The organism is Serratia plymuthica NBRC 102599 (genome assembly GCF_001590925.1).
Lineage (GTDB): Bacteria > Pseudomonadota > Gammaproteobacteria > Enterobacterales > Enterobacteriaceae > Serratia > Serratia plymuthica.
Map to the genome: position 1 here is coordinate 41,855 of NZ_BCTU01000030.1, position 24,077 is coordinate 65,931.

The window sequence follows — 24,077 nt, forward strand, 5'->3', positions numbered from 1 at the left end:
TGGCTGCGCTGTATAGCAAACCTGAAAAAACTCAGGTAAAGGGGGACGGGCCGGCTTACCGGCCCGCGGACGCAGCATGCTGCGCCCTACCCTGATTATTATGGCTTATTTAATCGGTGTTGATGTGCCGTCCGCATGCCACTCAAACACGCCGAACTCGAAACCTTTCAGATCGCCCTTCTCGTCCCAGCTCAGCGGCCCCATCACGGTGTCCACCGGCTTGCCGGTTTTCAGATCCTTGACGATGTCGGCTGGCTCCTGGCTGCCGCTACGCTCCATTCCGGTAGTCAGAGATTGCAGCGCTGCGTAAGTGGTCCAGACGAACGGCCCGGTCGGATCCAGCTTCTTGGCTTTCAGTGCATCCACAACAGGTTTGTTGGCAGGTACCTGGTCATAGCGTTTCGGCAAGGTCACCAGCATGCCTTCTGAGGCGGCACCGGCAATGTTGGACAGCGAGGAGTTGCCCACGCCCTCTGGCCCCATAAAGCGGGTGGTCAGGCCGGCCTGTTTTGCCTGGCGCAGGATCTGCCCCATTTCCGGGTAGTAGCCGCCGAAGTAAACGAAATCGACGTTTTCTTTCTTCAGGCGCGCCACCAGAGTGGAGAAATCTTTATCACCGGCGGTGATGCCTTCAAACATCACCACGTCGGTACCCTGTTTTTTCAGGCTGTCGCGTACCGAGCGCGCCAGGCCTTCGCCATACTGTTGCTTGTCGTGAACCACGGCAATGCGTTTCGGCTTGATCTCGCTGAGGATGTATTTCGCCGCGGTCGGGCCCTGATCGGAATCCAGCCCGGTGGTGCGCATGATCATCTTGTAACCACGGGTGGTCAGATCGGCGTTGGTGGCCGCCGGGGTAATCATGATCACGCCTTCGTCTTCATAAATATCGGAGGCCGGTTGAGTCGAAGACGAGCACAGGTGGCCGATCACATAGCGAATACCGTCGTTAATCACCTTGTTGGCAACCGCAACCGCCTGTTTTGGGTCACAGGCGTCATCGTATTCCACGCCGACCAGTTTATCGCCCTTGATGCCGCCCTTGGCGTTGATATCGGCAATCGCCTGACGGGCACCGGTGAACTCCATATCGCCATACTGCGCGACCGGGCCGGACATCGCGCCCACAATCGCCACCTTGATGTCTTTCGCCATTGCCGAATGACCGATAGCCATCGCGATACAACCCGCCAACAGCGCCTTACCTTTTGTTAATTTCATTCGCAAATCCCCATCTGTCGTTGTGAACGTACCTGTTGTGTTTGCCTGCACCTGAACCCTTATTTACTGCTTTTATTCATAAGTAATAATGATTTAGGTGTTTTCGTGGCAATATTTTCTAATAAGACTTTATTTTTCATACCATTAAACAGGAATTTTCTGCTGCAAATCAACTTGAACAATCAGAAACAAGCGGTGTAAACAGGATAAAATCCGGATTAAATCTGCGCTGTTTTGCATCAGGCGCAGCGCGTTATGCTGGTTATTGATCCATTAACAATCTATTTACTCGGAAAATGCGTCCTGCAAAAAACATTTTGCGCAGTAATCGTACAGAAAAACTTACACAACGCTCTGTGCAAGATCTATTACACTGTCGGCATCGATTAGCCGTTCGGAAATTCTGCATGAAACTGACTATTGAGCGATTAACCACGTTGTCCCCGCAAGACCTTATCGACCTCGGTAAAATCTGGCCGCAACAACAGCCGCAGCAATGGCAGAGCTGGCTGGACGGCGATAAAGCCCTGTTCGCCGCGCGCTTCAACGAACGGCTGCTGGGTGCAGTGAAAATTGCGCTGGATGGCGATAACGCCCAACTGCAGGATTTGCTGGTGCGTGAAGTCACGCGCCGTCGTGGCGTCGGGCTGTATCTGGTACAGGATGCGCAGCGCCAACTGCCGCAAGTCGCGCACTGGCAGCTTTCTACCGCCGGCCTGACGCCGCGCGAACGCGGTGAAGTGGATAACTTTATGCGCGCCTGCGGTTTCACCCAACAAGGCGATCTCTGGCAAAAATGACACGCGGGCTGATGGCGTTGCTGCTGTTGGCGCTGGCGTTAACGGCCTGGTTCGGCGGCCGTCACCAGGCGCTGCGGCTACCACAGCCCCAGGACAACCAGGTTTATATCTGGCAACGGGTCTGGACGCCGCAACACGCCACTGCGCTGGCGCAAAGCCGTGACCTGTTCTCTACCCTGCGTGTATTGGGTGCGCAAGCGCATCCGCGTGAAGGCTGGCGCGAAATCCCGGTCAATCTGCCGCAGTTGCAACAGGATGGCCGCCCGCTATGGCTGGTGGCCCGTTTGGATGGGCAACTGGCGCAACTCGATGCACCGGCTATTCGCCAACGCCTGGTAAAACAGGTTCAGCAATGGCAGGCCGCCGGGTTGCAGGTGATCGGCGTCGAAATAGATCATGACGCCGCCACCGCTCGCCTGCCTGACTATCACCATTTCTTGCAACAGCTGCGCCGACAGCTGCCTTCCTCCTTACAACTCGGCATTACCGCATTACCGGCCTGGATCGGATCACCGGCACTGCCCGGCGTGTTGCAACAGGCAGACAGCTCGGTGTTGCAGGTGCACGCGGTGCTCTCGCCGCAGCAGGGGCTGTTCGCTGCCCCGCTGGCGCTGCGCTGGGTAAAACAGTACGCAAACATCACGTCCAAACCTTTCAGGGTGGCGCTGCCGGCCTACGGCATGGGCCTGCTGGGCGTTGATGCGCAGGGCGCGCAGGTCGAGAGCGAAGCCTCACTGCGCGTGGCGGGCAATCCCCGCGAACTGACGGTAGCGCCGCAACAGGTGGCCGATTTTCTGCAACAGTTGAAGGTTCAAGCCACACCGCATCTGCGCGGCATTATCTGGTTCCGGCTGCCGCTGGCGGGCGATCGCCGCGCCTGGTCGCTCAATACGCTGCGGGCGGTGATCGAGCAACAGCCGCTCAGCGTCAGTTGGCAGGTAAAATTTAGCCCTCAGCCACAGCAAAATGGGCTGTATGATCTGATAATTCATAATAACGGGCCGGTTGATGCCCCGCTGCCTCGTGAAATCACCGTCGCCGCCACGGACTGTCTGGCGGCGGACGCGGCGGGCAACTATCGGCTGGAAAGCGGGCCTCAGCGGCAGCGCTTTGTCCTCATCAGCGGCGATCAGCTGCGCGCCGGGCAATCCCGGCCGCTGGGCTGGTTGCGCTGCCAACAATTGACGCCAGGAGGCACTCTTGTCATACCCTGATGCACACGCGGTGCGCAACCGCCACGGCCGGTATCTCCCACTCGCCGCCCTGATCGGCTCAGCGCTGGCGATGCCCATTAACAGTTTCGCCTGCGGGCCGGACTTTCCCAACCGATTGCTGACCGATCGCAACGGTACCCTGCTGTATATGCCGGAAGGTAATTTTGCTTTTGAGGCCAGCCGCCTGGTCGCGGTAGATAACCAACTGCCGTTGTGGAAAGCGCCACCACCAGCGACACCGCCGAAACCGATGCCGCTGTCACCGGAAACGATCATTATCGGCAAAATGCGCGCCGCCAAGACCGTCGAGGAGGCCGATGCGGTCAATTCTCAGGGGTTGTCAGACGCCGCACGCCTTTATCAACTGGGTGCCGTGGCCTTTGCCGGTTCTGATCCGCGTGCCGCTGAGTATTTCCAGCAGGTCCTGGCCCTGCCCGCAGCACAACAGGGCGACTGGGGACTGCGGGCGCAGTATTCGCTCGGACGGGTTCTGATGGACGACCACGGCACGCCGGAAAATGAGTCCGATACGCCGGCTACGGCGGTTAAACGCCCTGCAAAACCGCAGTTAGAGCAGGCGCAGGCGGCTTTTCAGCAGGTGATTGACCGGGTTAAAGCCGGCGCGGCCGATCCTGATCAACTGGCGCTGAGCAGCCTCGGGCAGCAAGCGCGCATCCAACTGTGGCTGGGCAATATCGCCCCGGCAGCGCAACTGTACGCCCAGCAGGCGGCGCAGGGCGATCAAAACGGTGGGTTGTCGTTGCAGTACATCTCCAGCTATCTAGTCAATCCTGACCACTTTGCAGCGCTGAAACAGGCCATTAGCGATCCGGTGATCCAACAGCTGGTGACCGTCGAACTGTTTGCGCGCGGCAGCAATTTGCAAATGTCGGATACCGATGCCACCGGCACCCGTTCGAAACAGATAGTCAGCCAAATTCTGACGCTGCTGAACGCCTCGGTGAAAAGCGGTTTCAGCGGCAGCGATCGGCTAGCGGCACTGGCTTATCGCGCCGGGCAATATCCCATGGCGGCCAGCCTGTTAAAACATGCCGGTGACAGCGGGCTGGCGTGGTGGTTGCGCGCCAAGATGGCGCTGCGCGACGGGGATGTTAAAGCCGCTACCGCCGCCTATGCCAAAGCGGCGGCAGCCTTCCCCTCCAGTGAAAGTTGGGGCGAGCAGCGCAATGCGGACTTTACGCCGGAAACCATCGTGCCCGAATGCCGGGTAGCCGGGGAGCAGGCGATCCTTGCCTTGGATCGCGGCGACTACCTGCAGGCGATGGATTTTCTGTATCGCGGCAAAGAGATTTATTGGGCAGATGTCGCCGACGTGGCCGAACGGGTGCTGACGATCGACGAACTGAAAGGCTTCGTTGATAAACATGTGCCGGCGCCGGCAACGCCGCTGAAACCCGTTAATCCCGATGAGTACAACGGCCAGCAAATCACGCCGGATATCCAATTGCGGGAACTGCTGGCACGGCGGCTGATGCGCGCCGGGCGGGCCCAGGAGGCGATGGGTTACTTTGATATTCCGAACTACCGCCAGGTGGCGCAAGGGTATGCCGATACTCTGAAAACCGCGCAGGACAAAACCGCCGACAAACTGGTACGGGCCAAAGCTTATTATCAGGCGGCGACGCTGCTGCGTACGCAGGGGCTGACGTTCACCGGCTATGAGATGACGCCGGATTACGCCATTTATGACGCGGGTTATTCGTACCTGGGGGATGCCTTTGATACCCGCGAGCTGAAACACAAGAGTTGGATCAGCAACGCCGAGGCGGCGCGGGCCAAAGCGGCGCTACCGGCACAAGACAATCGCTTCCTGCATTATCGCTGGCAGGCCGTCGACCTTGCCCAACAGGCCGCCGACTTGTTGCCGCCCAAAAGCCAGGCGTATGCTGCCGTGCTGTGCAATGCCGCCGGCTGGGTTATTAAACGCGACGCGAAAACCGGCCAGGCGCTGTATCAGCGCTATATCAACACCGGCACCCGTTATTCCTGGGCCAGCAAGTTTGGCTACGACTGCCCTGCACCGGATTTTGCCGCGGCAGGCCAGTAACACCTAATTTCAGGCACAAAAAAACCCGTTCAGCAATGAACGGGTTTTTTAACGCTGACGCGGGATCAGGCTTCGATCGCCATTTTCAGTTTCTTCATGGCGTTCTTTTCCAACTGGCGTACGCGCTCGGCGGAAACGCCGTACTGATCGGCCAGTTCCTGCAAGGTGGATTTGTTGTCATCATCCAACCAGCGGGCACGAATGATATGCTGGCTGCGCTCGTCCAGACCTTCCAGCGCGTAGGCCAGTTTGTCTGCGGCGTTGCTTTCCCAGTTATCTTCCTCGATGCCTTCGGCGAAGTCCGAGCTTTTGTCCTGCAGGTACAGAACCGGCGCCATCGACTGACCGTCGCGCGCATCGTCGTCCGGCGTAGGATCGAAGGTCATATCCTGCGCCGCCATACGCGACTCCATCTCACGCACGTCTTTGCTGGTCACGCCCAACTCGCGAGCCACCAGCTCCACCTCGTCTTGATTGAACCAGCCCAGACGCTGTTTGGTTTTACGCAGGTTAAAGAACAGCTTGCGCTGTGCTTTGGTGGTGGCAACCTTGACGATACGCCAGTTGCGCAGCACGTATTCGTGAATTTCTGCCTTGATCCAATGCACCGCAAAGGACACCAGACGCACACCCACTTCCGGATTGAAGCGGCGTACAGCTTTCATCAGGCCGATATTACCTTCCTGAATCAGGTCTGCCTGCGGCAGGCCGTAACCAGAGTAATTACGGGCAATATGAGCGACAAAGCGCAGGTGAGACAGGATCAGCTGCTTAGCGGCTTCCAGATCGCCCTGATAATGCAGCCGTTCAGCCAGCTCCCGCTCTTCCTCTGCCGTCAGCATCGGATAGGTGTTGGCGGCCCGGATATAGGCTTCCAAACTGCCCTGGGGCACTAAAGCTAAAGTTTGCATTTCTTTGGTCATTCAAACCCTCTCTTGAGAAAACAGGTCATGCAGGTGATGATTCACGGCGGGGAAAGATTGATTTTACGGCAGTTGCTGTTGCAAAAGCGGTCCACACGCCGGGCACCCTAACATTTTGCTGCAAATTTTGACCGTGTTCCGCCCTATAAGTTCACTGTTTTTCGACAGCATTGCACATGACAATACGTGACGAAGGTTGAGACCGATAGGGAATTTGTGCGCTAAGAAGAGACTGGATGGTGCTTGCTTTACTGCCGGTAACTCTTCTCCCGCAACACGCTCGGAGCAGCAGAAGAAGAGTATACCAAAAAAACTTTATTGTGGTGTAAATCGGCGTAAATGTTGCACCGTCGCCAGCCAGGCGGCGATCCAGCCGATCATCGCGGAGATAATCAGCAGCAACAGCGCCTCATCCCACCCCAGCCCATGCAGGGTAAAGGTGGTGCCGAACACTTTTGCCACGCCGGTCACCACCGACTCCAGTTTCCACACCAGCGCCCCGGAGAGCAGCAGCGACAGCAGCGCGCCGAAAAAGCCGAGCATCGCCCCGCCGTTCAGGAACGGCCGCAGGATGAAGCCGTCGGTCGCGCCTATAAGCTTCATCACATTGATGGTGTCACGGCGGCTGAAGATGCTCAGACGCACGCTGTTGCCGATCACCAGGAAGACCGCCACAATCATCAGAACGCCGATCATCGCCGCCACCTGGCCAACCAGCCCGGTGAGCGCCGCCAGACGGGCAAACCAACTGTCATCCATCCGCACTTCGTCCACCCCTTGAACCGCCGCCACGCGATCGCGCAGGGTATTGAGGGTTTCCGAGCTCTGGAAGCTCATCTTCGGCGTGATGATGGCCACGGCCGGCAACGGGTTCTCTTCCAGCATATCCAGCGCACCGCCAAAGCCGGACCAGTTGCGGAATTCGCCCCGGGCCTCTTCGCGCGACAGGTAATTCACCTTCTCTACGCCGGCTTCCGCCTTGATGGCGTCGAGCACTTTCACTGCGGCGTCATCATCGAGAGATTTATCCAGATACACCGTCAGCTGCGGCGTCGGATACCACTGGGTAGCCGCAGTGCTGACGTTTTTCCAGACGATGTAACACACGCTCGGCAGCGTCAGGGAGATGGCGATCACCATCACCGTCAGCAGCGTCGCCAACGGTTGACGCAGCATATCCTTGATGGCGTTCATCCAGGCATAGCGCCATTGTTCACGCCAGCCGCCGCGCAGCGCCTTGCTCTTGGCGTTTTTTGCATTATTCGCCATGATGCGCTCCTCCAGCCATACGGCCCTGGCTCAGGCTCAGAATGCGGTAATTGCGACGGGCGATAAGCCCGGTGTCGTGAGTGGCCATCAGCACGGTAACGCCAACACGGTTAAATTCTTCGAACAGGCGCAAAATGCCCTCCGACAACGCATCATCCAGGTTACCGGTAGGTTCGTCCGCCAGCAGCACCGCCGGTTTGTTCACCACCGCCCGGGCGATGCCCACGCGCTGCTGCTCACCGCCGGACAGCTGAATCGGGAAGTTTTTCGCTTTATCCAGCAGCCCGACCTTGTCCAGCGCGGCGGATACGCGGCGGCGGATGTCTTCCGTGCTGGCACCGGCGATGATCAGCGGCATTGCCACGTTGTCGTAAACCGTGCGATCCAGCAGCAGATGGTGATCCTGGAAAATCATGCCGATCTGACGACGCAGGAACGGCACCTCACTGTTTTTCAACCGGCTGATATCGTGGCCACCAAACCAGATATGGCCGGCGCTTGGTCGTTCGATACCACAAATCAGTTTCAGCAGGGTACTCTTCCCCGCGCCGGAATGGCCGGTCAGAAACGCCATCTCCGCCGGGCGCAGATGGAAATCTACCCCCTGCAGCGCCTGCCGTCCGCCCAGATAAGCTTTACTGACCTGTTCAAAGCGAATCATCCGTATTAATCCTCTCGGGCAAAAAGTGCCTCAATAAAATCGTCAGCCTTAAATGGCCGCAAATCTTCGATACCTTCCCCAACGCCAATATAGCGAATCGGGATTTCGAACTGATCGGCAATGGCGAAGATCACCCCACCCTTGGCGGTACCGTCCAGTTTAGTCAGCGTGATACCGGTTAAGCCTACGGCTTCATTAAATAATTTAGCCTGGCTGACAGCATTCTGTCCGGTGCTGGCATCCAGAGTCAGCATAACCTCATGGGGGGCCTGGTCGTCCAGTTTTTTCATGACGCGGACGATCTTCTTCAGCTCTTCCATCAGGTGCGCCTTGTTCTGCAAGCGGCCGGCGGTATCTGCGAGCAGCACGTCAATGCCACGCGCCTTGGCGGCCTGCACCGCGTCGTAGATCACCGAAGCGGAGTCTGCACCGGTATGCTGCGCCACCACCGGAATACGGTTGCGCTCGCCCCACACCTGCAGTTGCTCCACCGCCGCCGCACGGAAGGTATCCCCCGCCGCCAGCATCACCGATTTGCCTTCCGCCTGGAACTGACGAGCCAGCTTGCCGATGGTGGTGGTTTTACCCACGCCGTTCACCCCAACCATCAGAATGACGTAGGGATTTTTACCGCCAACATCCAGAGGTTGTTCAACTTTAGTCAGAATTTCAGACATTTCCTCCTTCAGCTTGCCGTACAACGCCTCGGCGTCTTTCAACTGCTTACGGCTGGCGTGCTGGGTCAGGGAGGTAATGATTTTACTGGTGGTTTCCACGCCGACGTCGGCAATCAGCAGCTGTTCTTCCAGCTCTTCAAACAGATCGTCGTCGATTTTCTTGCCACGGAACAGGCCGATAAAACCGGAACCCAGGTTCTGCTTGGTTTTCACCAGACTGCGCTTCAGGCGGGCGAAGAAGCCTTCTTTGGTCGGGCGTTCCTGCTCTTGAGTTACCGCCGGGGCCGGCAAGTCCGCTTCCGTCGATTCAGGTTCTTGCTCTTCTATTATTTCAACCGCGGCCGGGGCGATGATAACCGGCTCCAGCACAACATTGGCCGGCAGAGGCTCTGGCTCTGGCTCTGGCTCACTCGCAGTTTCAACCACTTCCGGCTCAGGCTCAACGATCGGCTCAGGCTCGACAGCAGGCGCAGATGCGATGGGTTCAGGTTCAACGGCTGGCTCAGGGACCATGATCGCAACCGGCTCGGCGACCGCTTCAATAACCTGCTGCTGCTGCGCCGCCACCTGCTCGGTGAGGGTGACAACCTCTTCCGCCAACGCTTGCGCCGGGGTGGAATGCTCAGCGACGACAGGTACGCTTTCGGCGATATGCTCGCCGGTCAGGCTGCCGTCCCATTCCCCTGGGGTATCGACGGAGGCGGCAGGTTCAGATTCCTGGGCGGGGAGCTTGTCGTCCAGCGGGGCGGCAACCGGTTCAGCCGGTGTCTCCACGGCCTGATTTTCCGTCTGCTCTACCGACGGTTCAGGTTGCTGTTGCTCTTCTTCCTTCTGGCCGAAGCCCAGCCAGGAGAAAAACCCACGTTTCTTATCTTTTGCCATGTGATGACTCTACTCCGTACCTAAGGCTTGCTTATGCTGACAATAATCCGCCGAGTCTATCACTTTCCCTCGCGCAGCAACACGCATCCGGTATGCTTTCCACTGTGAAATCAGGCAACAAAGTTTTACCGTTCCCCCCGGTGCCTCTCACCGGTAGAATAGGTGCAACTTTTCGTTAACTCGTGCGGCCTCACGGCCAGAGAAAGAAACAAAGCAAACCTATGACAAGACTAACGCCACGGGCGTCGGCCAAAAAACCGCCCCAGGCCGCAGCCGGGCAGATCCGCATTATCGGCGGCCAATGGCGCGGGCGTAAACTGCCGGTGCCGAACAGCCCAGGGCTTCGCCCGACCACCGATCGCGTCCGCGAAACCCTGTTCAACTGGCTGGCGCCGGTCATTCAGGGCGCACGCTGCCTGGACTGTTTTGCCGGTAGCGGCGCATTGGGCCTGGAAGCGCTGTCACGCTATGCCGGCAGCGCCACGCTGCTGGAGTTTGAACGCCCGGTAGCGCAGCAACTGGAGAAAAACCTGGCACTGCTGCAGGGTAAAGGCACGGTGGTCAACACCAACACGCTGAGCTGGTTGGCAGGCAATGGCCAGCCGTTTGACGTGGTGTTTCTCGATCCGCCGTTCCGCAAAGGGCTGCTGGCAGAAACCGTCACCCTGCTGGAACAGCAGGGCTGGCTGGCCGATGAGGCCTGGATTTACGTAGAGGCCGAAGCGGAAAGCGCTGCGGCTGACGTGCCGGCCAACTGGCAATTACACCGGGAAAAAGTCGCCGGTCAGGTGGCTTACCGGCTTTATGTTCGTTCGCAAGAGAAAACCAACAATGCTGATTAATCTGGGCCGCCTGCTGATGCTGTGCGTATGGGGCTTTCTGCTCTCCAATCTGTTCCACCCTTTTCCCAAGCCGCTGAAATATTTCATCGACGTGGCGCTGTTCTTTATGGTGGTGATGCACGGGCTGCAACTGGTGTTGCTGAAGTCCACCCAGCCGAAAGATCAGCCGATAAGCTATTGGCAGGAAGCCAAGATCTTCGTCTTTGGCGTCTTCGAACTGCTGGCATGGCAGAAAAAACAGCCGCCGATCAAAAGGAAATAGGTTATTGGGCGGTAAAGGAGACGAAGCGCGTGCCCTGCATGCTCAACGTGCCCTGCACGCCCTTTTCGATCGGGTTATACTGCCACTGTTTCAGCCGTAGCCGAATGTCCTCGCCGCCGCGCAACGGGCTGAACACCACCTCATAATGCATCGGCTCATTGGCCCTCTGTTCGCGCTGGCGCGAACGGGTGGTAGCCACGGGATATTCGCGCTTGTCGCTAACCTTGACCTGCAAGCTGCGCACCGGCGCGCGGTCATTTTCCGCCTCAGCCCGGCGCTGGTTAAAGTAACGGTGCGTCGCCAGAACGGCGATCAACGCAATCACGGCGACAAAAAACAGCGGCGGCTTACTCATCTTTCTTCCCATTCCCTTCGCGGCTAAATCAGCGTAAACATAGCATTCTCAAGAAAGCATTGTCGATTGCAGGTGCGCTGCCTACACTGCACATAGGAAGTGACACTGGTGACAATTTGGAGCCGGACTCTGCGGTTCCCATAATGAATAAGGAAGACACAATGAGTTGGCCGTTCCTTGCCGTATTCTTTTCCGGTTGGTTGTTCGTAGACGCCTCCTATCGCGGGCCACGCTGGCAGCGTTGGGTGTTTAAACCGCTTACTCTGCTGCTACTGCTATTACTGGCCTGGCAAGCGCCGGTGCTGGGCGCCGCAGGGTATCTGATCGTCCTCGGCCTGGTGGCGACGCTGCTCGCCGACGCCCTGCTGCTGCTGCCGCGTGAGCGTGTGCTGTACGCCATCGGCGCATTTTTCCTTTCGCACCTGCTTTACACCCTGAGCTTCGCCAGCCAGATGAGCTTCAGCCTGTTTTGGCCGCTGCCGCTGGCGCTGCTGATTATCGGCGCGTTGCTGCTAGCGACTATCTGGACCCGGCTGGAAGAAATGCGCTGGCCAATTGCCACCTACGTGGCGATGACATTGCTGATGGTGTGGCTGGCGGGTGAGCATTACTTTATGCGCAGCACCGATTTCAGTTTCTCGCTGTTGGCGGGCACCTCATTGCTGCTGCTGGCCAACGTGGTATGGCTGATTAACCGCTACCGTTTTAGTTTCCGGGCGGCGGATGCGCTGGTGGCGTTCTGCTACTTCTCTGGCCATTTCCTGATCGTACGCTCGTTGTACCTGTAAATATCCAGAGCGGGTTCGGGCGACCGAACCCGTTTTATTACACCAGCGCTTTCAGAATCAGGCCGTCATCCGCCCCAAGTTGATTGCGGTAACTCTCGCCGTCGCGCGAAAAGAACGCCAGCGTACTGCCATCGGCCTGCAGCAGAGCGATGCCATCCGGCGCCGGGCGCCAGCCGACCACCTCCGCCGTAAACACCTTTTTCAGACAGTGCTGACTGTCCACCAACTGATAACCGTTGATTTCGCTTTGTTCGCTAGCCAAAAATTCAATCTGGCACTGTCGTTGGGCATCGGCGATCAGCCATTGCCCCGCCAGCGACTTCGCGGAGGGAAGAACCAAACTGCCGGCCATAACGGCTCCCGTCACCATCATGCCCCCCGCCACCACGGCGGCGCGCGCTAAACTGCCTTTCATGTTAACTCCTGCATAACGCCCGGCCAGACTGCGCCGGGCGTTATGATGTTCACTGTTACACGATAAAGTCGGTGGCGACGTCCGCCTGCCCGACAATTTTCACCAGGAAGTCCGGCGTCTGATGCCCGCCAATGTTCAGCGCCAAATCGCTGACGTTGCTCGAGCTATCGTAGGTTAACAATGCTTCACCCGCCGCACCGCTGAAATGATCGACGAAGTGGATCGCATCGCCGCCCTGCGCCCCTTGATTAAAGAACGACAGGTCGATTTTATCGGTACCTTTCTGGAAGTCGCGGATCCAGTCAGCAGCGCCAGGCTTGGAATCGCTGACGGCGGCGAAGACAAAGGTATCTTTGCCGACGCCGCCCCACAGTTCATCGGCACCTGCGCCGCCGAACAGAATGTCGCTGCCCGCGCCGCCTTTCAATACGTTGTTGGCCGCATTACCGACGATAACGTCGTTGCCTGAACCGCCAATGGCGTTCTCAATGGTGACGCCGGCAGCGATCGACACGTTACCTTTCAGCCCACCTACGTCCGAGAAGGATTTCTCGTTCAGATTGATGCGCTGGTTGGCCGTGTAGCCGGAGAAATCGAAGGTATCATTGCCGCCCGCGTCCCAGGCCGCAAAGATCACTTTCTGCGCGTTGCCGGAGGTGCTGAGGAAATCGCGGCCGGTATTGGAGTTGAAGCCATACACGGTATCGCCGGTGCGGGTGGACAGGTTGGCGCCATACAGATGCTGAATGGCGGAAATGTCATCCAGCAACGGTGCCGCGGCATAGTGGCCGCCGTTGTCACCGCCGGTATTGGTTTCACTCCAATAGCTCATCAGGCTGAACTCGCGAGTGTCTTCGGCATAGCTGGCGTCGTTGTAGGTTGGGTTGCCTTCCCCGGCGTTATAATCGCCCGGATGGCTCAGCCCCAACGCATGGCCAATCTCATGAGTGAACGTCTGGCGACCGTAATCTTCGCTTGCCGGATGTTTAACATTGGACTGATTGACGTTGTACCAGGTTTGGCCGCCCAGGTTCTGCCCCTGATAAATCGTGTTAGGCAGGAAAGCGTAAGCCTGAGTGTCGTAGTCGTAATGGCCGGGACGATCCTGGCTGTAATTGCCGAAGGTGATATTGGCCTTCTGGCTGGGGGCGACTTCGGTAAAGGTAATATTGGCCACATCAGACCAGGATTGCAGCGACAGTTTAGCTTGCTGTTGCTGTTCGGCGCTGAACTTACTCAGCCCGGTATCGCCGGCGACATTGGTAGAAGAGAATTTATAATCCGGGAAAGAGAAAGTTAATTTAGCCGGTTGACCAAAAACCTTATAACCGTTCCAGGTTTGATTCTCACGGGTAATAAACAGCCCAGCTTGTTCGGTAGAAAATGAATCCTTGCCATTAACCTGAATCCCGTTGCCACGCTCGTGGTAATGCAACAGATCTTCTACAGCATTATAGCCGGAGCCGGTAGCGGCGAGGCTGGATTCAGTAACTTCAATTGCCTTTTTAGTTGATTGCATTGGTTCGATTCCACTCATTAGCTGATTGTTATCAATCAGGCAGATAGACATAACCTGCCAGAAAGCCACGGCAGACGAATCACCGGCTTGCTGGAAGGGGTTTATGCGCCGTTACCGGCAGTGTGTTAGATAGAATTAATGCATATATATCAGTAAATAATATTACCAACAGAAATGGTAATCGATTCCAATTATAGGCAGGCACTTAAAATTGAACACAAAATAATCAACTATATATTTTTATAACGAAAGATATTTATGCTATTTTTTGATCATATTTACAAATCAAAGGCAATCAAGTACGCATAATTCAGTCACAAACTTCAATAAGAATGCGGCCTGCAGACACAAGAGAATCATGCTGGCTGTTTTTATAAAAATAATTAAATTTAACTACACCGTTATAGATTAATAACTCTTTATTATTAGCTGGCAGGCATTTTTAGTCCCTGCGGGAATAACATTTTCTTTTTTTGCCTAATGGCCCCTGCGTCACCCCGCCGATTAACACTCACCGGCAACGCCGATAAAGTGAAATCGGCATGATTGGCAGAAAGAAACGGCCGATTTCCCCTCAGCCTTACAGTTAACAATAATTCTCATCCGGCGCTTGACTCTGGAGTTGACTCCAGGGTGTAGAGTCAGCGCAATGAACATCATTAACTGCCCGGAGGGGGACGTTATGCATACCCATAAAAATCATAATCATCAGGAACATAACCCTGCAGAAGGTACCTGCGGCTGCAATCACAGCCACGGTAAAACCCAGCACGGTTGCAGCAGCGAACAAAAAATCGGCACCGTTGAAACCGGCCATGCTCATTCGCACGATCATGGCGCCAGCTGTTGCAGCACGGACGATCATGAGGATCCGGATGAGGAAAGCCACAGTCTGGCTACAGCCCCTCCTTCCGGCAGCCAGCGTTACAGTTGGAAAGTCACCGGCATGGACTGCCCAAGCTGCGCAAAAAAAATAGAGAACGCCGTTACGGGCATTCCCGGCGTAGAAAACGCACGCGTGCTGTTCGCCACTGAAAAACTGGTGGTCGACGCCCAATCCGATGTCAGCCTGCGCATCCAGGACGCGGTGCAACAGGCCGGCTTTACCCTGCTCGGCACCCAGGCAACCAAAGCCGAGTCGCCCCAGGCATCGCGCCTGAAGGAATTCGGCCCGCTGCTGTTGCTTACCACGCTGATGGTGGTCAGTTGGGTGCTCGATATGGTCAATCCCGAACTGGGCCGCATTGCGTTTATCGCCACCACGCTGGTCGGTCTGGCGCCGGTCGCGGCCAAGGCGCTGCGACTGATCCGCTCCGGTACGCCGTTTGCCATTGAAACGCTGATGAGCGTGGCGGCAATAGGCGCGCTCTTTATCGGTGCCACCGCCGAGGCGGCCATGGTGCTGCTGCTGTTTATGGTTGGTGAGCTGCTGGAATCCTACGCCGCCAACCGCGCCCGCCGTGGCGTGACGGCACTGATGGAGCTGGTGCCGGAAGATGCGCTGCTGCTGCAAGGTTCGGCGCGTAAACGCGTGCCGGTCGCCAGCCTGCGCCCCGGCGACGTGATTGAAATTGCCCCCGGCGGCCGCCTTCCGGCCGATGCCGAACTGCTCAACCCGTTCGCCAGTTTCGACGAAAGCGCCCTGACCGGCGAATCGGTGCCGGTCGAACGTCAGCAGGGCCAGAAAGTCGCGGCGGGCAGCCTGTCGGTCGATCAGGCCGCACAGATGAAGGTGATTTCCGAGCCGGGCAAAAACGCCATCGACCGCATTCTGCAGTTGATCGAAGAGGCCGAAGAACGCCGAGCGCCTATCGAACGTTTCCTTGACCGGTTCAGCAGTTACTACACGCCAGCGATTATGCTGCTGGCCGTTGCGGTGATCCTGGTGCCGCCGCTGCTGCTGTCACAGCCCTGGGATATCTGGATTTACCGCGGCCTGACCCTGCTGCTGATCGGTTGTCCTTGTGCGCTGGTCATATCCACTCCGGCGGCAATTACCTCCGGGCTGGCGGCGGCCACTCGGCGCGGCGCCCTGATTAAAGGCGGCGCGGCGCTGGAACAGCTGGGCCAGGTGCAAACCATCGCCTTCGATAAAACCGGCACGCTGACGGAAGGCAAGCCCAGGGTCACGGATGTACTGCCGATCAACGGCATCAGCGAACAGCAGTTGCTGACCCTGGCCGCCGCGGTAGAAACCGGCTCCCATCATCCGCTGGCGCAGGCGATTATCAAACGGGCCGAGCAGTATGGTGCGCCTCTGCCGCCGGCTCAGGCGCGTCGCGCTCTGGCGGGAGTTGGGGTGGAAGGCGTGGTTGACGGCAAAACTCTGTTGATCAGCGCGCCGGGTAAACTGGCGGCAGGCCAGCTCGACGCCTTGTTGCAAAGCCAGGTAGAAAAACTGGAAAACGCCGGCAAAACGGCGGTGGTGGTGTTGGAAAACGGCGTAGCGATCGGCCTGCTGGCACTGCGTGATACGTTGCGCAGCGACGCTAAACAGGCCATTGCCGAATTGAACGCGCTGGGGATCCACGGGGTGATGTTGACCGGCGATAACCCGCGTGCGGCGGCGGCGATTGCCGCGGAACTGGGGATCGATTACCGAGCCGGGCTGCTGCCGGAAGATAAAGTGAAAGCGGTCATCGAACTGAGTGAACTGCGCCCGACGGCGATGATCGGCGACGGTATCAACGATGCGCCGGCGATGAAAGCCTCAAGCATCGGTATCGCCATGGGCAGCGGCACCGACGTGGCGCTGGAAACCGCCGACGCGGCGCTGACCCATAACCGGTTGCTCGGTGTGGCAGAAATGATCCGCATCTCGCGCGCTACCCATGCCAATATCCGGCAGAACATCACCATTGCGCTGGGGTTGAAAGGGATATTCCTGATCACCACACTGCTGGGGATGACCGGGTTGTGGCTGGCGGTGCTGGCGGACTCGGGCGCTACCGCGCTGGTCACCGCCAACGCACTGCGCTTGCTGAAGAAACGTCAGTGATGCTCTGCGCCGGAGCCCATCCCTGGGATCCGGCGCTACTTTACATCAGCGACAGTGCCTTCAGGGATAGCGTCGGCGTGCATGCAGGACTCGCATCACCCGGATGCGATCGGCAACCACTTGGTAGATCAGAAGATAATTGGGATGAACAATGATTTCGTGCGTGCCATCAACTCTGCCACGGCGAAAAATATGAGGATGTTCAGCGGCAGGAAGAATTGCTTCTGAAATTAACACCTTCATTTTTCTGGCTGCCCGAGGATTGTCATTGGCAATGAAAAGCAGTATATCCGCCAAGTCCTGGCGAGCAGATCGACTCCATTCGATGACGAGCATTTATACCTGCTTGGTTTTCTTCCTTGCTTCCGCTACAGCGATAAGAGCATCCATCTCGGCCATTACCTCGTCATGGGAAATGCCAGGCAGGGGATCATCCATGGCTTCCCGAACCTTTTCCCGAAACCAGCGATCGTAGATTTCCGTCTGCTCTTGTGTCTCATATTCTGAGACAACAGGCGAGCGTAAGATAACCATTGCTTACCCCTTTTTCCTGTAGCCCATTTCAAGCAGCTTACCGCACAAAACGGTCAAAAACTATACGCCCTTGCGTAACAGGTAGCGGTACGGCGCCTTGTCGGTTTCCTGCGCCACCAGCGTGTGCTCCATAAAGCGGCAGAAGCCCGGAATGTCGCGGGTGGTGGCCGGATCATCGGCAATAATCAGCAGGGTTTGACCGTCATCCATATGGCGTACGGTCTTGCGCACCATCATCACCGGTTCCGGACAGCGCAGCCCCAGCGCATCAAGCGTCTGGTCTGCCTGGGCAAATAAGTCAGTCATGCAATTTTTCTCGATCAAAAGCGATCGGCGAACGCCCGCCGCATCTCATTGGCGCCTAGTTTACGCCGGTAGTTTTTCTGCGCAAGATACGTTAACGTTTGCGTTAAATTTAGCCATTGCATTGGTTGCGCAAACACGTATCATGCCGCCGCGCAGCGCATTTTGCTGTTGCGACAAGAAACCCTGGGTTCCCTCACCCCACGACTAAAAAGGCTACAACATGTATTCGTTTACCGCTCAGCAGCGCCTCACCGCGTTGGTCTGGCTATCGCTGTTCCATATTGTCATCATCACCTCCAGTAACTACCTGGTGCAGTTGCCGATTACCGTTTTCGGCTTCCATACCACCTGGGGGGCCTTTACCTTTCCGTTCATCTTCCTGGCAACCGATCTGACGGTGCGTATTTTCGGTGCCCCGCTGGCACGGCGTATCATTCTTTCGGTAATGGTCCCGGCGCTGTTCATCTCGTACGTGATTTCTACCGTGACCTATCAGGGCGAATGGCAGGGCTTTGCCGCGTTGGGCAGCTTTAACCTGTTTGTGGCACGTATCGCCATCGCCAGCTTTATGGCTTACGTGCTCGGTCAGATCCTCGACGTACACGTTTTCAACCGGCTGCGCCAACGCAGCGCCTGGTGGGTTGCTCCTGCTGCGGCCATGTTCCTCGGCAATATCAGCGATACCCTGTCGTTCTTCTTTATTGCGTTTTATAAGAGCAGCGATGCCTTTATGGCCAATAACTGGGTGGAGATCGCACTGGTGGATTACAGCTTCAAGGTTCTGATCTGCCTGCTGTTCTTCCTGCCGATGTACGGCGTACTCCTGAATATGCTGCTTAAGCGCATTGCTGTCCGCCGCAATGACGGCAGCCTGCAAGCGAACTGAGCCGTGTTATCATTGGCGGCCTGCACCCTACGGAGGCCGCCAATGACAGTAATCACCCGCCACGCTACCTTCAACGAAATCCACGCCCTGTACCGGCAAATCCCCGAATTCGGTGGCCTGCATAGCCTGGCCGATTTACAGCAACGCGTCGGGCCGTCCGCCTGCCACCTGCTGATCGCCGAGGTTGACGGCCAACCCGCCGGTTTCAAACTGGGTTATCAGACGCAAGAAAAAGTATTTTACAGCTGGCTGGGCGGCGTGCTGCCGGCGTTTCGCCGCCACGGCGTGGCGCGGGCACTGTTGGCCGAGCAGGAGCGCTGGGCGAGAGCACAGGGGTATCGGTGGTTGACGGTGAAAACACGCAATCAATTCCGCGCGATGTTGACGATGCTCATCGGCCATCACTATCAGATTGTTCAGCTGGAAAAGAAAGGCGAAGTGGCTGATTATCGGCTATTACTTGAAAAAACCTTGTGACAACATCTGCCTTGCATTTCAACGTGGAATAGGTTGCGATACGGCAGTAAAAACCTACCTGAAAGGAAGAAGGAAGCCCAATGCGTAAAGTAGCAAAATTGATGGGTATCAGCCTGTTAGTGCTTGGCCTGGCGGCCTGTGACGGCGACACCAAAGACACCAAGGCGCCGGCGGGCGGTGCTGCGGCCAGCGCACCGGCCGGGCAACAGGTGAGTTTACTGGACGGAAAACTGGCGTTCACTCTGCCGGTCGGCATGGCGGACCAAAGCGGTAAGCTGGGCAACCAGGCGAACAACATGCACGTTTACGCCGACAGCACCGGCCAGCGCGCGCTGATCGTGATCCTCGGCGACAAGACCGCCGACAACCTGGAAACCCTGGCCAAGCGTCTGGAAGACACCCAGCGCTCGCGTGACGCCAATCTGCAGGTGATTACCAACAAAGCCATCGACGTTAACGGCGTCCCTCTGCGTCAACTGGACAGCATCATCACCAGCGGCGGCGAGAAAGCCTACTCTTCGATCCTGATCGGCACACTGGATAACAATATGCTGACCATTCAGGTCACGCTGCCGGCAGATAACCAGCAGCAGGCGCAAAGTGAAGCCGAAGGCATCATCAGCACCTTGAAACTGAAGCAGTAACCTTAGGGGGGTCGGCATGCCGGCCCCGTTTCGCCACCCCATCACCGATTATGCCAACGCCTGCGCCAGCAGGGTGATCGGATGTTCGCAGCTTTTACTGGTCGACATCTCGATTTGCCACTTGCAGGTTTCGCAGTCGGTCACCACCAGATCCGCACCGCTTTCCTCTATCTGGCGAAACAGCGAAGCGCCAATCCCCTGCGAAGTCGCATAGTTCTCCGATTTAAACCCGTAAGTGCCGGCAATGCCACAACACTGCGAATCCAGCACCAGCAGCTCCACCCCCGGAATTTGCCGCAACAGCTCCAGCGTATAGGCGGTCCAGCCCATTTTCTCCATATGGCACGGCGTATGATAGGCCACCCGCAACGGCGTGCGCTTCAGCGGCAGAGTGCGGCCCTGATTGATCAGTCGATACAAATAGCGCGTCGCCAGTTCTACCCGCTCGCGCACCGCCGAGGTGTCCACCTCCAACAGATGCGGATATTCATCACGTAAGGTAAAGGTACAGCTCGACGAGGTCGCCACCACAGGAATTCCGCGCTCCAGCACCGCCTCATGCAGCGATTCGGCATTCACTTCGGCCTGCTTTTTAGCCTGGGCGATAAAGCCGTTGGCGATCAAAGGCACGCCGCAACATTTCTCGCGCTTCAGCAGTTGCACGCCGATATCCATCGCGTTAAAGACCTTGATCAGATCCTTGCCCAACTGCGGATGGTTGTAATTGACGAAGCAGCCGTGAAAAAACGCCACCTGTTCGGCATAGCGCTGCTGGGCCTGCGCCTGACGGCGATACCAGCGGCGGAAGGTGCCGAACGAGTATTTTGGCAACTCGCGGCGGTGGTCAATTTTCAGCGCTTTGTCCAGCAGCGCACGCACCGGTTTCAGACCGGTGGCGGCATTGACTATGGGCGCGAAGGGTGTCGACAGCGACCCCATGATGTCGGTATGGCTGAGGATAGCGTCGCGCAGCGTCGGTTTGTTCTGGGCGTAATCGGCGCGGGCGCGCTGAATGATATCGCCGATTTTGACGTCGGACGGGCAGGCGACCTCACAGCGCTTGCAGTTGGTGCAATACTTCAGCGCTTCATCGTACAGCGCCGGATCCTTCAACCGCAGGCGTTCACCATCCGGCCCCGCCTGTTTTGGCCCCGGATAGAGCGGATTGACTTTGGCGACCGGACAATAGGTGGTGCAGACGGTGCATTTGATGCAGTTTTCAAAGCTGTTGTCTTTCTGCAAGCTCATGGTCGCTCCTCCTCTGCGGCAATCTGTTGCGCGACGTGCAGCGCCCCGATCAGCGAAACGCCGGCGCCGCAGCCCTGCCGTAGCGGATCGTACCCGCCGGTTACCGCACCGATGGCATACAGGTTGGTCAACGCCTCCCCGTGTCTTAACGCACGCAGCCGGCCATCGGTGCGCACGCCGAACTGCAAATAGGGTTGCGGAGCAAACAGATCGCTGCGGCTCCAGTCGGCGCGATCCGCCTGGCTGTCTACGTCCAGCCCAAACACCGGCTCGCGCACGCCGTCGAAATCCGCCGCCAACCCATTGCTAAAAAAGCTGCCGCTGGCCAGCACCACCTGCTGCGCCTGCAACGGAATATCGCCGTGGTTGCGGGTATAAAGGCCGGTAACACGCCCGGCGTCGATATCCGCCCGCAGCACGCTGTCCCCCGGCATAAAAACACCACCCAACTGTTGCAAGCGCCGGCGCAATGCCTGGTGCAAGCGCATGCCCAACACCGAAGGCGGTAACGTCGGCAACAGACGTACCGGCTTGCCCACCGCCGCCTGTAACGCCAGCAGCGGGGCATCCTCCTCCAGCCCCAGACAGGCCGGCAGGAAAATCGCCTCGGCATCGCCGGCCAGCCGGCGCAGCTCGTCCGCCATCGGCATCCGATTTTCCGGCAAATCCAGCACTCTGGCGATATTCACCGCCCGGAACTCGCTGGGATTGTTGCGCAACCGGTCCAGTGCAGGTAAATGCAACCAATTGACCTCGGTGCGTACTCCCAGTGCCTGCATGAGTGAATCGGCGGCCAGCTGCGGCTGAAAATCCAAAAAGCCCTCGATGCCAATCACCGCAACGCTTTCCCACGGCAATTCACCAATGGCCTGTGGGCTGAGCCAGGTGGCCCGCCGCGTGCCGAGCGGCGTAATGCGCAGATGATTCCTTTCATTGCTGCCTTGCAGGTTCAGGCCACAGCGCTGCAACAGCTGGGCCGCCTGATCAGATAACGGTGCCACCCGCTCTGCGCCAATCAAGGAATAAGGGTGCCGCGGCGCCTGTCGCACCAGTTCTGGCAATGCAGCCAGCGGCGCGTCGACCGGCGTGCCGTCGGGCAGTTGCGCCAACAAATCAAGCGAGCCGGAGGAGAAATAAAGCGCGCTCTGGCCTGAGCTGACCACGGCACAGCGCTTGCCCTGTTCCGCTAACCCGATGGCGCAAACCATACCCGCCAGGCCGCCACCAATCACCACCACGTCAAATCGCATCATCCGCCTCCTGTTTCTCCCGAGCATCCAATCCGCACAATCCCTGATAAACCCAACTGGTGAACTCGCTCTCGCGCAGCGCATCACCCCAGGCGATCGGGCGTACGCCCTTCCAGCGTTCGTTGAGGAAATGCGACAACTGATCGATCGACTGCTGCGGGGTGACGACGTTAAAGCGCGTCAGCAGCCCGGCGGCACGACAGGCGCACAGTTCACCCTGGCAGGTGCCCATGCCAACACGGGTGCGGCGGCGGAGATCCACCAGATTATTGACGGTGAGAGAATTCACCGCATAGCGCACCTCGCCGGCGGTAACCGCCTCGCATTCGCAGACCAGGCTGTTGTCCAGCCGATTACCGGCCGGCACCAGGCTGGCGCGATCGCCATGGCGATACACTGCCGAACCACGAATACTGGCCGGCAACGCCACCACGCTACGCACCGTTTCCTCCGCCGTTTGCCGGGAGCCGGGCAGCGGTTCCACCGCGGTAGTGCATGGGCTATCCAGCCCAAGCTTTTCACACACTTTATCGGTCGCCCACTGCGCCATCAGGCGATAGGTCATTAGCTTGCCGCCGGTGATGGTGATAAATCCCTCCAGCCCATCGCGGCTGGCGTGATCGAGCAGCACGATGCCGCGGCTGACGTTACGGCCGCTGGGATCGTCGTCACTGGCCACCAGCGGCCGCACCCCGGCATAGGCACGCAAAATGCGGGTTTGCGCCAGTTCCGGCGCCAGCAGCGCACCTTCGCGGATCAGAATGTCCACTTCCTGCGGCGTCACCACCATGTTGTCGATCTGGTCGTAGTCGATATGGGTGGAGGTGGTGCCAATCAGCGAGATAGTGTCGCCCGGCACCAGAATGTCGGCGTCTGCCGGTTTGCGGCAACGGTTGATGACCATGTTGTTGATGCGGTGGCCGAGGATCAGCAATGCGCCCTTGGCCGGGAACATGCGGATGCGCAGATCGGCGTATTCCGCAATCTGCTGGCCCCAGATGCCGGCAGCGTTGACCACCACCTCGGCGTGGATATCGTAGCGGCGCGCAGCTTGATGGTCGAAAACGCGCACGCCGGTCACGCGATCGCCCACGCGCAACAAACCGACCACCTGGTGATAGGTCAGGATTTGCGCGCCGTGCTCGCGGGCATCGAGCATATTGGCGGCGGTCAGACGGAACGGGTCGACGGTGCCATCCGGCACCCGCACGGCGCCGATCAGCGCCGGGTTAGCCGCGGGCTCCAGGCGCAACGCCAATTGCGGATCAATGGCTTCGGCGTTGATGCCGGCACTGTGGCAGGCAGCGATAAACTGTTGTTGGTAGGCCAGCGAATCCTGCGGCAGGGTAATGAACAACCCATCGGTACGCTCGATGCAATGATGCGCGATGTGCTTGAGGATGCGGTTCTCTTCTATACACTCACGCGCCGACTCGCCGTCGGTCACCGCATAACGCGCTCCGCTGTGCAACAAACCGTGGTTACGGCCGGTGGCGCCGGTGGCGATATCATGGCGCTCCAGCAGTATGCAACGCAGGCCACGCCGCGCGCAGTCACGGGCAATACCCGCTCCGGTCGCACCGCCACCAATGATTATCACATCCGTTTCACTGTCCGGTGAATGGCTGCTCATTACGCTTCCTCAGGATCCGTGGTGATTACCCTATTGGGCCACAGTTACTGGGGTCTTTGTTTGATAAGGAACAATAACGAACTCGAAACGAAAACAAAATGTCCATAAAAAACCATGAATGTGATCGAAATCACGATTTTTAGCCGTTTTTCTATTTCATAACGTTAACGAATCGCTCAAAATCCGCCGTAGTTTCATAAAAGTG

24 protein-coding genes are annotated in these 24,077 nt (G+C 57.9%); 10 read left to right on the top strand and 14 right to left on the bottom strand.

Features of this window, described 5'->3' with window-relative positions; genetic code table 11:
• Nucleotides 1-105: 105 nt before the first annotated feature.
• Nucleotides 106-1,221 carry a branched-chain amino acid ABC transporter substrate-binding protein gene (locus SPL01S_RS20045; RefSeq protein ID WP_013811084.1) on the bottom strand — a complete coding sequence of 372 codons (1,116 nt, stop codon included), beginning with the start codon at nucleotides 1,219-1,221 and terminating at the stop codon, nucleotides 106-108.
• A 407-nt stretch (nucleotides 1,222-1,628) separates the two neighbouring features.
• Between SPL01S_RS20045 and panM the strand changes: the two genes are divergently transcribed.
• From panM to SPL01S_RS20060, 3 genes are read left to right on the top strand one after another with little or no spacing between them, the layout of a single operon-like run.
• Nucleotides 1,629-2,021, top strand: a complete 393-nt coding sequence (panM, locus tag SPL01S_RS20050) for an aspartate 1-decarboxylase autocleavage activator PanM (protein WP_006323076.1) — start codon at nucleotides 1,629-1,631, stop codon at nucleotides 2,019-2,021.
• Complete coding sequence (locus SPL01S_RS20055; protein ID WP_063202440.1) at nucleotides 2,018-3,235, top strand: DUF3142 domain-containing protein; 1,218 nt, start codon at nucleotides 2,018-2,020, stop codon at nucleotides 3,233-3,235. Before panM ends, SPL01S_RS20055 begins: the two co-directional genes overlap by 4 nt.
• Nucleotides 3,222-5,303 carry a hypothetical protein gene (locus SPL01S_RS20060; protein WP_063202442.1) on the top strand — a complete coding sequence of 694 codons (2,082 nt, stop codon included), beginning with the start codon at nucleotides 3,222-3,224 and terminating at the stop codon, nucleotides 5,301-5,303. Before SPL01S_RS20055 ends, SPL01S_RS20060 begins: the two co-directional genes overlap by 14 nt.
• Nucleotides 5,304-5,368: 65 nt before the next feature.
• Here SPL01S_RS20060 and rpoH read toward each other — a convergent pair whose 3' ends face one another.
• The 4 genes from rpoH to ftsY all read right to left on the bottom strand — a co-directional run bounded on the left by rpoH (nucleotide 5,369) and on the right by ftsY (nucleotide 9,715).
• Nucleotides 5,369-6,226 (bottom strand): RNA polymerase sigma factor RpoH, encoded by an 858-nt coding sequence (gene rpoH / locus SPL01S_RS20065; RefSeq protein WP_004950979.1) that lies wholly within the window; start codon nucleotides 6,224-6,226, stop codon nucleotides 5,369-5,371.
• Nucleotides 6,227-6,541: 315 nt separating this feature from the next.
• Complete coding sequence (ftsX, locus tag SPL01S_RS20070) at nucleotides 6,542-7,495, bottom strand: permease-like cell division protein FtsX (protein ID WP_006323072.1); 954 nt, start codon at nucleotides 7,493-7,495, stop codon at nucleotides 6,542-6,544.
• Complete coding sequence (gene ftsE / locus SPL01S_RS20075) at nucleotides 7,485-8,156, bottom strand: cell division ATP-binding protein FtsE (protein WP_004950974.1); 672 nt, start codon at nucleotides 8,154-8,156, stop codon at nucleotides 7,485-7,487. Before ftsE ends, ftsX begins: the two co-directional genes overlap by 11 nt.
• Before the next feature lie 5 nt (nucleotides 8,157-8,161).
• On the bottom strand, nucleotides 8,162-9,715 hold the full coding sequence (ftsY, locus tag SPL01S_RS20080; RefSeq protein ID WP_063202444.1) for a signal recognition particle-docking protein FtsY: 1,554 nt from the start codon (nucleotides 9,713-9,715) through the stop codon (nucleotides 8,162-8,164).
• 221 nt (nucleotides 9,716-9,936) lie between these two features.
• Between ftsY and rsmD the strand changes: the two genes are divergently transcribed.
• Together rsmD and SPL01S_RS20090 are read left to right on the top strand one after the other, a co-directional pair.
• A complete protein-coding gene (rsmD, locus tag SPL01S_RS20085) occupies nucleotides 9,937-10,557 on the top strand; it encodes a 16S rRNA (guanine(966)-N(2))-methyltransferase (protein WP_062791193.1) in 621 nt (206 codons plus the stop codon).
• Nucleotides 10,547-10,819 (top strand): DUF1145 family protein, encoded by a 273-nt coding sequence (locus tag SPL01S_RS20090; protein ID WP_006323063.1) that lies wholly within the window; start codon nucleotides 10,547-10,549, stop codon nucleotides 10,817-10,819. Before rsmD ends, SPL01S_RS20090 begins: the two co-directional genes overlap by 11 nt.
• A gap of 1 nt (nucleotide 10,820) precedes the next feature.
• On the opposite strand, the gene SPL01S_RS20095 is transcribed toward SPL01S_RS20090, so the two are convergent.
• Entirely contained in the window at nucleotides 10,821-11,174 is a 354-nt protein-coding gene (locus SPL01S_RS20095; RefSeq protein ID WP_063202446.1) for a DUF2500 domain-containing protein, read from the bottom strand.
• A 161-nt stretch (nucleotides 11,175-11,335) separates the two neighbouring features.
• Here SPL01S_RS20095 and SPL01S_RS20100 point away from each other — a divergent pair, with 161 nt between their 5' ends.
• Entirely contained in the window at nucleotides 11,336-11,962 is a 627-nt protein-coding gene (locus SPL01S_RS20100; protein WP_006323060.1) for a lysoplasmalogenase, read from the top strand.
• Nucleotides 11,963-11,999: 37 nt separating this feature from the next.
• On the opposite strand, the gene SPL01S_RS20105 is transcribed toward SPL01S_RS20100, so the two are convergent.
• Nucleotides 12,000-12,377: an AprI/Inh family metalloprotease inhibitor gene (locus SPL01S_RS20105; RefSeq protein WP_063202448.1), complete on the bottom strand. Its 378-nt coding sequence runs from the start codon at nucleotides 12,375-12,377 to the stop codon at nucleotides 12,000-12,002.
• Between the two features lie 55 nt (nucleotides 12,378-12,432).
• On the bottom strand, nucleotides 12,433-13,896 hold the full coding sequence (locus SPL01S_RS20110) for a serralysin family metalloprotease (protein ID WP_062869227.1): 1,464 nt from the start codon (nucleotides 13,894-13,896) through the stop codon (nucleotides 12,433-12,435).
• A gap of 682 nt (nucleotides 13,897-14,578) precedes the next feature.
• On the opposite strand from SPL01S_RS20110, the gene SPL01S_RS20115 reads away from it, so the two are divergent.
• On the top strand, nucleotides 14,579-16,894 hold the full coding sequence (locus SPL01S_RS20115; protein ID WP_063202476.1) for a zinc/cadmium/mercury/lead-transporting ATPase: 2,316 nt from the start codon (nucleotides 14,579-14,581) through the stop codon (nucleotides 16,892-16,894).
• Between the two features lie 60 nt (nucleotides 16,895-16,954).
• Here the strand turns inward: SPL01S_RS20115 and SPL01S_RS20120 are convergent, their stop codons facing one another.
• Genes SPL01S_RS20120 through tusA form a run of 3 tightly spaced genes read right to left on the bottom strand, consistent with a single transcriptional unit; the run spans nucleotide 16,955 to nucleotide 17,734 of the window.
• On the bottom strand, nucleotides 16,955-17,230 hold the full coding sequence (locus tag SPL01S_RS20120) for a type II toxin-antitoxin system RelE/ParE family toxin (protein WP_063202450.1): 276 nt from the start codon (nucleotides 17,228-17,230) through the stop codon (nucleotides 16,955-16,957).
• Nucleotides 17,231-17,428 (bottom strand): type II toxin-antitoxin system RelB family antitoxin, encoded by a 198-nt coding sequence (relB, locus tag SPL01S_RS20125; protein ID WP_062869225.1) that lies wholly within the window; start codon nucleotides 17,426-17,428, stop codon nucleotides 17,231-17,233. It lies immediately after the preceding gene.
• Nucleotides 17,429-17,488: 60 nt separating this feature from the next.
• Nucleotides 17,489-17,734 (bottom strand): sulfurtransferase TusA, encoded by a 246-nt coding sequence (tusA, locus tag SPL01S_RS20130; RefSeq protein WP_004950955.1) that lies wholly within the window; start codon nucleotides 17,732-17,734, stop codon nucleotides 17,489-17,491.
• A gap of 220 nt (nucleotides 17,735-17,954) precedes the next feature.
• On the opposite strand from tusA, the gene SPL01S_RS20135 reads away from it, so the two are divergent.
• The 3 genes from SPL01S_RS20135 to SPL01S_RS20145 all read left to right on the top strand — a co-directional run bounded on the left by SPL01S_RS20135 (nucleotide 17,955) and on the right by SPL01S_RS20145 (nucleotide 19,741).
• Nucleotides 17,955-18,620, top strand: a complete 666-nt coding sequence (locus tag SPL01S_RS20135; RefSeq protein ID WP_006323048.1) for a 7-cyano-7-deazaguanine/7-aminomethyl-7-deazaguanine transporter — start codon at nucleotides 17,955-17,957, stop codon at nucleotides 18,618-18,620.
• Nucleotides 18,621-18,662: 42 nt separating this feature from the next.
• Nucleotides 18,663-19,097 carry a GNAT family N-acetyltransferase gene (locus SPL01S_RS20140; RefSeq protein ID WP_063202452.1) on the top strand — a complete coding sequence of 145 codons (435 nt, stop codon included), beginning with the start codon at nucleotides 18,663-18,665 and terminating at the stop codon, nucleotides 19,095-19,097.
• An 80-nt stretch (nucleotides 19,098-19,177) separates the two neighbouring features.
• A complete protein-coding gene (locus tag SPL01S_RS20145) occupies nucleotides 19,178-19,741 on the top strand; it encodes a DcrB family lipoprotein (RefSeq protein WP_004950949.1) in 564 nt (187 codons plus the stop codon).
• A gap of 48 nt (nucleotides 19,742-19,789) precedes the next feature.
• Here the strand turns inward: SPL01S_RS20145 and glpC are convergent, their stop codons facing one another.
• Genes glpC through glpA form a run of 3 tightly spaced genes read right to left on the bottom strand, consistent with a single transcriptional unit; the run spans nucleotide 19,790 to nucleotide 23,872 of the window.
• Nucleotides 19,790-20,989: an anaerobic glycerol-3-phosphate dehydrogenase subunit GlpC gene (gene glpC / locus SPL01S_RS20150; RefSeq protein ID WP_063202454.1), complete on the bottom strand. Its 1,200-nt coding sequence runs from the start codon at nucleotides 20,987-20,989 to the stop codon at nucleotides 19,790-19,792.
• Entirely contained in the window at nucleotides 20,986-22,239 is a 1,254-nt protein-coding gene (glpB, locus tag SPL01S_RS20155) for a glycerol-3-phosphate dehydrogenase subunit GlpB (RefSeq protein WP_063202456.1), read from the bottom strand. Before glpB ends, glpC begins: the two co-directional genes overlap by 4 nt.
• Complete coding sequence (gene glpA, locus SPL01S_RS20160; protein WP_063202458.1) at nucleotides 22,229-23,872, bottom strand: anaerobic glycerol-3-phosphate dehydrogenase subunit A; 1,644 nt, start codon at nucleotides 23,870-23,872, stop codon at nucleotides 22,229-22,231. Before glpA ends, glpB begins: the two co-directional genes overlap by 11 nt.
• Nucleotides 23,873-24,077: the final 205 nt, after the last annotated feature.